This window comes from Thalassospira sp. UBA4513 (genome assembly GCF_002388495.1).
GTDB lineage: Bacteria > Pseudomonadota > Alphaproteobacteria > Rhodospirillales > Thalassospiraceae > Thalassospira > Thalassospira tepidiphila.
The window spans coordinates 6989-18831 of sequence record NZ_DGMR01000035.1 but is presented as its reverse complement, the minus strand read 5'-3'; the positions used below and the strand labels follow the sequence as shown (position 1 = coordinate 18831).

The 11843-nt window shown below is 55.3% G+C and carries 9 protein-coding genes; 3 read left to right on the top strand and 6 right to left on the bottom strand.

Annotated elements, in window-relative coordinates; genetic code table 11:
* Positions 1-59 precede the first annotated feature (59 nt).
* The 4 genes from B2T33_RS14135 to B2T33_RS14120 form a co-directional block, all read right to left on the bottom strand.
* Positions 60-1568 carry an autotransporter outer membrane beta-barrel domain-containing protein gene (locus B2T33_RS14135; protein WP_286792366.1) on the bottom strand — a complete coding sequence of 503 codons (1509 nt, stop codon included), beginning with the start codon at positions 1566-1568 and terminating at the stop codon, positions 60-62.
* A 529-nt stretch (positions 1569-2097) separates the two neighbouring features.
* A complete protein-coding gene (locus B2T33_RS14130) occupies positions 2098-3042 on the bottom strand; it encodes an alpha/beta hydrolase (protein ID WP_286792365.1) in 945 nt (314 codons plus the stop codon).
* Between the two features lie 127 nt (positions 3043-3169).
* Positions 3170-4621 (bottom strand): carnitine 3-dehydrogenase, encoded by a 1452-nt coding sequence (locus B2T33_RS14125; RefSeq protein ID WP_286792364.1) that lies wholly within the window; start codon positions 4619-4621, stop codon positions 3170-3172.
* Positions 4621-5568: a 3-keto-5-aminohexanoate cleavage protein gene (locus B2T33_RS14120; RefSeq protein ID WP_286792363.1), complete on the bottom strand. Its 948-nt coding sequence runs from the start codon at positions 5566-5568 to the stop codon at positions 4621-4623. Before B2T33_RS14120 ends, B2T33_RS14125 begins: the two co-directional genes overlap by 1 nt.
* A gap of 13 nt (positions 5569-5581) precedes the next feature.
* Here B2T33_RS14120 and B2T33_RS14115 point away from each other — a divergent pair, with 13 nt between their 5' ends.
* Positions 5582-6619, top strand: coding sequence for a GlxA family transcriptional regulator (locus B2T33_RS14115; protein ID WP_286792362.1), 1038 nt, complete (start codon positions 5582-5584; stop codon positions 6617-6619).
* A gap of 9 nt (positions 6620-6628) precedes the next feature.
* On the opposite strand, the gene B2T33_RS14110 is transcribed toward B2T33_RS14115, so the two are convergent.
* The gene (locus B2T33_RS14110; RefSeq protein ID WP_286792361.1) at positions 6629-7561 is read right to left on the bottom strand and encodes an L-lactate dehydrogenase; all 933 of its coding nucleotides are present in this window, start codon (positions 7559-7561) and stop codon (positions 6629-6631) included.
* 658 nt (positions 7562-8219) lie between these two features.
* On the opposite strand from B2T33_RS14110, the gene B2T33_RS14105 reads away from it, so the two are divergent.
* Positions 8220-9491, top strand: a complete 1272-nt coding sequence (locus B2T33_RS14105; protein ID WP_286792360.1) for an aromatic ring-hydroxylating oxygenase subunit alpha — start codon at positions 8220-8222, stop codon at positions 9489-9491.
* Positions 9488-10621, top strand: a complete 1134-nt coding sequence (locus B2T33_RS14100; RefSeq protein WP_197146532.1) for a hybrid-cluster NAD(P)-dependent oxidoreductase — start codon at positions 9488-9490, stop codon at positions 10619-10621. The genes B2T33_RS14105 and B2T33_RS14100 overlap by 4 nt, the downstream gene beginning before the upstream one ends.
* A gap of 73 nt (positions 10622-10694) precedes the next feature.
* On the opposite strand, the gene B2T33_RS14095 is transcribed toward B2T33_RS14100, so the two are convergent.
* Positions 10695-11744, bottom strand: coding sequence for a GlxA family transcriptional regulator (locus tag B2T33_RS14095; protein ID WP_063089291.1), 1050 nt, complete (start codon positions 11742-11744; stop codon positions 10695-10697).
* Between the last annotated feature and the right edge of the window lie 99 nt (positions 11745-11843).

Genomic DNA, 11843 nt, shown 5'->3' with positions numbered 1-11843 from the left:
GTTATCCGGCCCTTTTCTTATGACTGGTCTACCATGCTGTGAACAGCATCGCACGAAGTTCAGAACTTCAGATCAAGCGTGATCAGAATATCAGCGCTGCGTGTGGTCGGATCGCCTGAGAAATCCAGTTTGCTGGAGAATCTTTCATCAAGGTCGGTCAGCGTTGCGCCAGCGGAAATTTCAGGTGTCCCGCTATCAGACAGGCTGGTACCGACATAAGGCGATGCCGTTCCGGCAAAACTTCCGTCCCGACCGGTAAACGAAATGCCATAAGCAACCAAACCGCTCAGCGTATATTCGCGGTAATCATCTCGCCCGACCACGCGCGAGCCTTCGATTGCGCCCGACAGACCTGTCCCGCCCGAGGCAAACCGCAAACCACCGCCAAGGTCAAAGGCCCCGGCATCGCCGTTGGTCTGGTCGGTAAAATCGTGAATATAGCCCGCTTTCACATATGGGGTCAGGGACGTCTCGCTTATCTGGAAAGAATAAGCCAGCTCGGCATTCGGCTTTAACTGAACGGTATTAACTGCGGATTCCTCGACCCGGTTGCCGTCACTTTCGGTGTAGGCAGCAAGCGTATTTCGCGACGTCAACGCACCAAGCCCACCTGTCACGCGGAGCGGGCTTTCTGCGATCGGCTGGAAAGTTTGGCGGACATCGACCTGCAGATACCAGCTCTGGCTGTCAGTATTGCCTATCACGCTGGTATTGCGGCTCTTGGTCACATCGCCAAACGCATAGCCCGCGATTGCAGAGAAAATTAGATTATCGTGAGGCGTGTAGATGACATAGGGGGAAAGGCTCCAGGTATCCTCGTCATACGTGCCAGTTTCAAAGGTCGTCGTAATATCTGTCTGGGCATAGCCAACAGACAGACCAGTTATGAGTGCGGGCGACAACCGGTAGTCTGCACCAAGATTATATCCCCAGACGCTGCCATCGAAGCGATTGTCTTCGTTTGTTTTGTTGCGTGTGTTCTCGACATCGGTAAAGGACCCGTGACCCCAAAGCGTAATCGGACTTTCGCCTGATATGAAAGTGCGTTGTCCAATTCCATCCGTCGGTGTATCCGATGTTTCTGCTGCAGACAGAACGCGCGACGTATCAAAGGATGCAAGCATCGCCAGTCCGCGTACGGTTGTTCCGTTAGTGCGCATTTTCTTGTCTGTCGGATCATCGAACAAGCTCGAAGAAGCAAAGCCGAATTGCTGTGTCGACGGGGCATTGGCTGGCACCGTTCCAACGGATGGGCCAGCTGCCACATTGGCCACGCGCGAGCCAAAATTCTGTCCGATAATTACAGACTGTGATCGCGTTACCGAACCCTGAACCGCGCGCTGGGCCTCGGCCGAGCTCCCAGAGGACGCCGCGTCAGCAGTCGTGATTGTTACCGATCCGCTATTGTAGGTAAAATTGTTTCCAGAGCCGCCGGCAAGGGTATAGGAAACGGTCATTCGGATCGTCGACCCGTTTTCACCGTCAATTAAAACCGTCGCCGTTTCGGTGCCATCTGCTGATCGGTTGCTAGAGCAGTTGGCACCTGCTGCGGCGGTAAAGCTCCCCATGGAACAGCCTTTATGCGCCGTAAGACTAGTCGCGGCGCCGGTGCCGATTTGGAACTGTTCTGGACCGCCGATCTGATTGAAGAAGACGATATCGAATTGGGCGCTGCTGGTTGAAATCGTATTTGCGGTCAGGGTGCAGGTGCCAGCACTGTGGTCGTATTGCAGAGTGTTCGGCTGAGAGGGACTAAACCCCGCCACCGAACAGGTGATTGTCGTCGTTGCCGCATATGCGTCACGCCCATCACCGATCATAAACCCACAAAAGATGATCATCGCCAAAAGCAGCGACAATGGCAATTTAGCGATATTGATCATGCAGGTCCCCCCGAACCATTACGCACCCAAACTGCTTAATCGCACGCAACACTGGATTGCATAAGAATCTTATAAACTAAAAGTTTTATTTAGATCAACATCGTATCAGTTACAAAGAACCACGCGCAGTTCCAGCACGCGCAAACTGTCCGCCCTGTATCGCTTCTTTTTGATCGGGTATGCATCTTCGGCCCAAGATGGTGTAACCGGCCTGTTAGGCGGTTTCCAGCATGTCCGAAATGGCTTTGCACAGATGCCCGAATGCTGCTTTCGCCCCCGGGCTCATATGCCGGGCACGCAGCCAGCCATGGATCATTTGGGGTTCTTCGCGGTATTGAACGGAAATGCCCGCACGCGCAAGACGGGCAGTATATTCGCGGCCATCATCACGCAGCGGATCAAAATAGGCCGCCGTGATAAAGGTCGGTGGCAAGCCCCGCAGGTCATCAACCGACAGCGCATGGGCAAACGGATCATCCATCGGTGCCTTCAGCACATCACGATAGTAAATCACGTCATCGGTGCTTAAGCCCGGTGCATTGGCCATCTGGCCATAGCTTGGCCAGTTCAAGTCACCGCCAAGGGCCGGATAGATCAATGCCTGCCCCAAGACGCGGTTACCAAAGCCCTCTTCGCGGGCCCGAACCGCGATCCCCGCGGCCAGCATGCCACCCGCACTGTCGCCAACCAGCACAATCTTCTTGCCTGACGCCAGGATGCTTTGGGTCACCCGATGGCAATCTTCGTGCTGGGCGGGCCAGATATGTTCCGGCGCAAGACGGTAATCAATTGCGATCAGTTCGGCTTTTGCCGCCTCGGATATTTCCGCACAAATCGCATCATGGCTGTCGCGCGAACCAACCACAAAGCCACCGCCATGCATATAGACGATCTTGTGGTTTGAGGCGCAATCGACCGGGCGGTAATGGCGCACCGGTACGTCGGCAATCACGTCATCTTCGACCTGCATACCGTCCGGATGCGGAAAGGCAAATTCGGCACAAAGCGCATCGTACCAGCTGCGTTGCTGATCAATTGAGGCCGCCACCGCGTCGGGGGGATAGAACCCGTCGCATTTCGCGATAAAGGCACGAATGCCTTCTTCCTCTGGCATCGGGTCATAGGTCACTTCGGGGGAAACCTGATCGGAATTGGCCATCAACGGATCCTTGGTCAAAGACGTGATAGATCAACCTAACGCGGATGCCCCCGCAGTTAAAGACTGCAGGGGCACATCACAGCGTTATTGTGAACTGGTTCCACGCAAAACGGATCGAACGTTTAGACTAACCGATTGCACGGCCAAGCTGATCTGGCTTGGGCAGGCTTGCATGACGTTTTGCCATTTCGGCCAAATTGGTTGCCACCACGCCACCAGGCTCGGACGTGCGACGGGTTTTAAGGTCGACATGCAACAACATGGTCTCAATCGTGGCCGCAACCGCACCCTCATCATTGATCAGGCGATGGAACAAATGAAGCTTCTTGCCTTCGCCCTTGATCAGTTGGGTGGTCACACGGATATGGTCGCCGGCACTGATTTCGTGCAGGTAGCAGACATGGGTTTCAACCGTGAAATAGCTGCCCCCACTGGCAATATAATTTGCATCCGCCCCGACCAATTCCATGAAACGGTCGCTTGCCTGTGAACTGACCTCAACATAATGGGCTTCGTTCATGTGCCCGTTATAATCCGTCCAGCTTTGTGGGATCTGGCGATCACCGGTTACCGGAAGATCGTTGATCGGCATCGGTTCGGGAAGCGACGCTTCGTGATCATTGATCGTGCCCCCTGCACCACTGCCCGATTTCTTAAGCGCGCGCATCATGCCAACAAGGTTGTCATCGCGCAGACGTTCAAGGTCGCGGATGCTCATATGACCGGACTGATCATCTGATTGCTGCGCAATACGCGCGGTCAATTCCGGGGTCAGTTCCGGCACATCCATCAGTTTCGTCCATGGCCATTTAAGGGCCGGTCCGAACTGGCCGATGAAATGTTCCATCCCGGCTTCACCACCCGCAATGCGATAGGTTTCAAACAAACCCATCTGCGCCCAGCGCAGGCCAAAGCCATACCGGATGGCGTCATCTATTTCCTCGGTCGTTGCGACCTCGTCATGAACAAGCCACAGCCCTTCGCGCCAAACCGCCTCAAGCAACCGGTCGGCAATATGCGCATCAATTTCCTTGCGCACCACAAGTGGCTTCAGCCCGACAGACCGCAACACGTCACAGCCAGCTTCAAGCACCGATGCGTCGGTCGCGGCAGACGGCACGACTTCGATCAAGGGCAGCAAGTAAACCGGGTTGAATGGATGGGCGACAACGATCTGTTCGGGTTTGATTGAACCTTGCTGCAACTCGCTTGGCTTAAAGCCCGACGTCGATGACCCGATCAGGCAGTCCGACGGGGCATGAGCCTGAATTTGTGCAAGGATCTTGTGCTTAAGCGCAAGTTGTTCGGGAACACTTTCCTGAATCCACTGCGCATCAGACACGGCCTTTGCCATATCGTCATGGAAGGTCAGTGTGCCTTCTTCTGGCAGGGAACGATCATAAAGTGCAGGCAGGCTTCGGCGTGCGTTTGCCAGAACTTCATTGATCTTGCGTTCTGCCTGCGGATCCGGATCGAAAACCGCCACATCCCAGCCATTTAGCAAAAACCGCGCGGCCCAGCCGCCACCAATGACACCACCGCCAACGATGGCTGCCTTTTTGTTTGAGCTTGTGGACATTAGCGTGGCTCCCGCTTGGTCAGGCCTAGCTTCTTGCGGACCGCATCCGGGCCAATCACGTTGGCCCCCATGCCTTCGATAATACCAACCGCGCGCTCAACCAGCTGGGCGTTGGTGGCAAGCACGCCTTTCGACAGATAGATATTGTCTTCCAGACCTACCCGAACATTGCCCCCGGCCAAAACCGATGCGGCAACATAGGGCATCTGATCGCGCCCGATGGAAAAGGCCGACCAATTCCAATCAGACGGCACGTTATTCACCATCGCCATAAAGGTATTAAGGTCATTTGGCGCACCCCAGGGAATGCCCATGCAAAGCTGCACCAGGGCCGGGCTTTCAAGAATGCCTTCGGACACCAGTTGTTTGGCAAACCACAGATGGCCGGTATCAAATGCCTCGATCTCGGGCTTGACGCCAAGGTCGGTCATCATCTGTCCCATGGCGCGCAGCATGCCCGGCGTATTGGTCATGACATAGTCGGCCTCGGCAAAGTTCATGGTGCCGCAATCAAGGGTGCAAATCTCGGGCAGGCAATCAGCGATATGCGCCATCCGCTCGGACGCGCCGATCATGTCGGTTGCGGCTTCATTGACCGGAAGCGGTGCCTCGGTGGAGCCAAAGACAATATCGCCGCCCATACCGGCCGTCAGGTTAAGGACAACATCGACATCGGCTGCCCGCACCCGTTCGGTCAGTTCGCGGTAATATTTCAAATCACGAGACGGTGCCCCGGTTTCGGGGTCACGCACATGGCAATGCACCACGGCCGCCCCGGCCTTGGCCGCGTCAATCGCGCTGTTGGCGATCTGTTCAGGCGATCTTGGCACATGCGGGGATTTGTCCTGCGTGCCACCCGATCCGGTCACGGCGGCGGTAATGAAGACTTCCTTGTTCATCGAAAGCGGCATGATGGCCTCACTGTTTTTGCAATCATTCTCTGCCATCAGGATATCTCGATTGCCGATATTGATTTTACATATTCCGTCATTTACTTTTCTGATCATGCCAAGCACACATCACCGATTTGTCTTTGTCCTGTTTGACGGATTTTCCAATCTGGTTCTGGCCAGTGCGCTGGAACCGTTACGCGCGGCCGCAGGTCTGCCGAACGGGCCACAAATCAGCTGGGACATCTGCACGATCGACGGATCGCCGGCGACAAGTTCCAGTGATCTTGTCATCACGCCAAAGGCGGCCCTCAATGCCATCGCTGACCCGACACATATCGATTATCTTGTGGTGATTTCGGGTTATGACATGCGCCATCATTTGTCTTCACGCACTCGGGCAAGATTGCAAAATGCTGCGCAACATGCACGCACGGTAATTGGTGTCGATACCGCCGCCTGGTTGCTGGCGTCGTGCAATATGTTGGCGGGAAAATCGGCAACCATCCATTGGCAGGAACTTGATCAGTTCCGTGAACAGTTCCCCGATGTCACCGTATTGACTGATCGCTTTGTCGAAGATGGTAAAATGATCACATCCGGGGGGGCTGCAACCGTCATGGAAATGATGTTGCACATCCTTGCCCGGCAATATGGGCCAGCGGTTGCCTTTGATGTCAGCAATCTGTTTGTCTATGACGCCCGCCATCAGCGGCACGGCGACCCCAATATATCTGGACGCGGCGCAGACCGGTTGCATGGGCCGGGCGCGGATCATGTCAGGCGGGCGCTTGCCGAAATGATTGCCCATATCGAAACGCCGGTTGCGCTGAAATCCATTGCGATCCATGCGGGATGTTCCCTGCGCAGTCTGGATCGCGCTTTTCAGGACAATTTGCAGATGGCACCGGGCAAATATTATCAGATGCTGCGATTGGGCCGGGCGCGCGATCTGGCCCGCGCAACCGACATGAAGCTTGCCGACATCGCCCTTCAAACCGGGTTCAAAAGCCACGCGGCACTCAGCCGGGCCTATGCGCAGGCCTTTGGCACAACCTTGCGCGCGATGCGCAGCAAACGTCGTCCTGCCGCCGCCATTGGCACATAACAGACCAAGTTACAGCCGAATTGACTCAACACTGTCCTTCAAAAGCTGTGCACTTTTTTCAAGGCCGTCACGCTCGGTACTGACAAGGTCGGGCATCAGATCCGTCTCAATCCCTTGCGCCCCGACCACGCGGGGAATGGACAGGGCAACATCCTTGACCCCGACAATTTCGGGGGTCACGCACGATACGGTCAGAACGTCATGCTGATCCTGAGCAATCGCCTTGATGATCCGCGCCAAGCCGGCCCCGATCCCGTAATAGGTCGCCCCTTTACCCTTGATGATTTTATAAGCCGCATTGCGCACACCATCATCAATGGTGGCACGCACATGCTCTGTAATCGGGGATCCGACCTGGGCGGCAATATCGGCCAGTGAAAGCGATCCCACCTTGGCGTTCGACCAGGCCAAGACTTCGCTGTCGCCATGTTCGCCAAGCACGTAGGCATGAACCGATTGCGGCGAAATACCCAGATGTCGCCCCAAAAGACTGCGGAAACGGGCAGTATCAAGGATCGTCCCCGAACCGATCACGCGGTTGGCAGGCAGCCCGGATATCCGTTGCGTGATCTGGGTCATGATATCGACCGGGTTCGACGCAATCAGGAGAATTGCGTCAGGCGCCACAGCAAGAACATTACCAACCACGTCCTTGAAAACGGCGGCGTTTCTTTCCAGCAAAGCCAGCCTGCTTTCACCGGGTTTCTGACTGACCCCGGCGGCAAGAATGATCACCGATGCCCCGGCAAGACCGACATAGTCAGCCGCCTCGACGATTGTTGAGGACAGAAAGGGCACTGCGTGCGCAATGTCTTCGGCTTGGGCGACGGCCAGATCGTGGTTCTGATCGACCAGAACCACCGAACTTGCGAGTCCCATGACGGCAAGCGCATAGCCCGCCGAACTTCCGACCATTCCGGCCCCGACAATGCCGACTTTCATCACCCGAATCCCCAATTTTCACGGTCTGTTGTCATGATGATGCCATCGCGGCCGATTGACGTCAAAAAAAGCGAGGAAAACTGCTGTTGCACATTGAAATTTCTCCAGACAAAGGCCACCTAGCCGGTATCGTGTGCCCGACAATGATAACTGCGTCGCAAAACTACTGCCCAATTGACTTATGCTTTCTCCCTTAGCGACCTCATTTAGAAATAGATTTTCTGATCGCTCACTCTTTACCGTGGGCGTGCCAAAGAGCAGGGTACCTGCCGGCGGAGTAGAGGGAGACTTTGGGTGCAACTGACGGCCCGCAAACCGGCACGTACATTGTACGTGAAACCATGTTCGTATCCGCTTTTGGGTGCGAATACCAATCGTGCCAACCACCATGGTGTTGCGGCAAACGGTTTCCTGCGTTCGGCACCATCACATTTTGTGCGGACGCAAAACTGTCAGTTACCTCGGCTATATCAACTTTCTCGCGCGCAGATAGCCACTGAAGACGTCCAGGAAATAAGCCCGAGGCCGGAAACAACCGGTTTCAATTGTCTGTACACCGACGAATGTGATCGGTGATATGCTTACGCCCTGATGCAAACGGCTAGCCATGCACAGGATTCCATCCAGATACCATTGAGAGAAGCCGAGGTATCCGACCATGCATTCTTCTGACATTCAAAAACTCGTCGCCCGCCGCCAGACATTCAAAAGCCTTGAAGCGCCGTTCTACAGCGATCAGGACGTTCTGGATCTGGATATGGAAGTGATCTTTGGCCAGCACTGGATCTTTGTTGGCGTGGAGCCGGAACTGCCAGAGCCGGGCGATTGCATCACGGTTGAGATCGGCGGGGCGTCGATCCTGATCCTGCGTGGCGACGATATGGGCATTCGTGCCTTCCATAACGTTTGCCGTCACCGCGGTGCGAAACTGATCGACGAACGCCAGACCACGATTGGCAATATCGTCTGCCGTTATCATGGTTGGACCTATAACGAGGATGGCGACCTTATCCTTGCTGAACACATGGGATCGGGCTTTGACAAATCCTGTCATGGTCTCAAATCGGTTCATGTGCGTTCCATTGCCGGCCTGATCTTTATCTGTCTTGCCAAGGATGCGCCGGCTGATATCGAGGAAATGGCCAAGGTCATGGAACCCTATCTTGCACCGCATGACCTTGCCAATTGCAAGGTGGCCCACGTTTCCGAACTGATCGAGGAAGGAAACTGGAAGCTGACCATGGAAAACAACCGCGAGTGCTATCACTGCGAAGGCAACCATCCGCAGTTGACCGTGCCACTGTCAGAATTCGGTTTCGGTTTCTCGCCTGATGAACTGGATCAGCGCCGTTCCGAAGACGTTGCGAAATATACCCAGACCATCACCAATGATCATGCCCGCTGGGAAGCATGCGGTCTGCCGTCTGCCGAACAGGATCAATTGTCGAGCGTGACTGGTTTCCGCACCATGCGCCTGCCGCTGATGCGTGAAGGGGAATCACACACCCTTGATACAAAATCGGCCTCCAAGAAACTGCTTGGCAATTTCACCGATGCCAAACTTGGCGGGCTCAGCTTCTGGACACATCCGAACTCATGGCACCACTTCATGGCTGATCATGTCGTGACCTTCTCTGTCCTGCCGCTGGCACCGAACAAAACGCTGGTCCGGACCACCTGGCTGGTTCACAAGGACGCGCATGAGAACGAGGATTACACGCTTGATAACCTCACCCATGTGTGGAACATGACCAACCAGCAGGATGCAGACCTTGTGCGTCTTGCCCAGATTGGCAGCGAACAACCTGCATACGAACCGGGCCCCTATTCCAAGTTTACCGAACCGCATGTCGAAGCATTCTGTGACTGGTATATCAAGCGTCTGGAAGATCACTTCGCAACGACCAAAGCCGGGATTGCCGCAGAATGACCGACAAGAATACCACCGACAGCAACAAGGGCGATCAGGCCCCGGTCGAAGAAATTCTGACCGAAGTTACCCGGGTCCCGCTTTGGGACCCGGAAAATGACGACGTCCTTGTTTGCCGTCAGGTGCGTCAGGAAACGCACGACGTAAAGACCTTTGTCTTTTCCGCACGTGAACCGCGCGCGTTTCGTTTCTACCCCGGCCAGTTCATGACGTTCGAACTGCCGGTCGATGGCATGATTACCCGTTGTTACACGATCTCGGCTTCGGCAGCGCGTCCATACCGTCTTGAAATTACGGTCAAACGGGTTCCGGGTGGCCCGGGGTCGAACTGGCTGCATGACAACATGCTTCCGGGCAAGGAAATCAACGTTTCCGGTCCGGGCGGCGAATTCACTACTGATGCCACGGGCGAAGAAAAGCTGTTGTTCATTTCGGCTGGCAGCGGCATCACACCGATGATGTCGATGACACGTACCGCCTGTGACCTGTCCGAACCGACCGACCTTCATTTCGTTCATGCGGCACGTACGCCGTCTGATCTGATTTTCCGTGACGAGCTTGCCCTGCTGGCTGCACAGAACCCGACCCTGAAGGTGGCACTGACGTGCGACAGCGCGTCTGCCAGCCATCAGTGGACCGGGTATACCGGCCGCCTGAGCCTGCCCATGCTGTCGCTGATGTCGCCCGACTTCAAGGATCGCAAGGTATTTTGCTGCGGCCCTGCCCGCTTCATGGAGGGTGTGCGTCACATGCTCGAAGAAGCTGGCTTCGACATGGGCAAGTACTACGAGGAAAGCTTTGATTTCGGCGCCGAAACTGCGGGCACGTTCGAAGAACACGCCTCCGTCGCACCAGAAATCAGCGAGCAAACCTTCCGCGTCAGCTTCAGCAAGACCGGCCACGTGGTTGAATGCAGCCCGGGTATGACCATTCTGTCGGCCGCCAAGGAAGCCGGCCTGATGCCGATGTCATCCTGTCAGCGTGGCATTTGCGGCACCTGCAAATCCAAACTGGTTTCCGGTGAAGTCGACATGAACCATGGTGGCGGTATCCGTCAGCGCGAAATTGATCAGGGCAAGATCCTGATTTGCTGCTCGACCCCGCTTTCCGATGTCGAGGTCGAGATGTGATATCTCTGCGATCTTAATCGCACCAATTCAAACGCCCTGCTTGCCATCACAGTAAGCAGGGCGTTTTCGTTTCTTATGCGCCGGCCTCAAGCTGCGGTGCGTCTTCGACCATCGCACTTGTGGCCAGTGAATCCGGGATCGGGCGACGCAGGGCCTGTGGTGTACAACCATAACGACGGCGGAACATCCGGCTAAGGTGCGAAGAATCACAAAAGCCGCAATCAACTGCTATCTGGGCGACAGACTTGTCGCTTTTTTCGATCAGGTGCTGGGCCAGATCAAGCCGGATATTAAGGAACGCCACCTGGGGCGATGTATCCAAAGCCATCCTGAAATGCCGTTCGATCTGGCGTTTGCTGTTGCCCATGCGACGCGCAATTTCCTGCACGGAAATCGGCATATCGATATTTTGCTGCATGATCAAAAGTGCGCGCTGCACGATCTGATCCTGCGTTTTCAAATCCAGTGGAATGCCCGGCTGTGGCTTTTCCGCCTGAAGCGCATCATCAATGATCATGATATGCAGGCTTTTGTTCGCCTGTGCTCGCCCGACATGCTTATCGACCAGATAGGCCGCCAGATGTGCTGAGCTAACCCCGCCAGAACAAGTCAACCGGTCACGGTCGACCACAAAAATCTGCTCGGTAACCGGATCAAGCCCTTCGAACTGCTCGACCACTTCGGAATGATGGAACCAACTTACACAGCAACGATACCCGTCAAGAAGCCCGGCCTCATGCAGCATAAAGACCCCGGTGCAAACACCGACAAGCGGCACCCCGGCTTCGGCCGCCTCATGCAGGAATTTCTGATAGGCGGGGCTCAGCTTTTCGGCGTCATCCATCAGCCCGCCAACAACCACGATATAATTGAACCGCCGTGGATCGCCCAAGCGTTCCTTGGGCTGCACCGCGATCCCGCTACTTGATGTGATCGGGTCCATCGTGTCCGACAAAACCGTCCATTTACACAGGATCGGACGACTGCGATCACCTTCGTCTGCTGCAAGGCGCAAAACATCGACAAAGTTGGCAAAGGCGCACAACGTAAAGCGTTTTGCGAGGATAAAACCGACGGTTAAACGCGGTGCAGTCTGGGCACGTGCTTCAGGCTTCTTGAGCATCGGTTCCTCCGATACAGACAAGGTTACCGGCTTTGTCGTAGCGGTAATCTCACTTTGACGCAAACATTCTATTTTTTGGCGCAAAAAGTCGCCAGATTA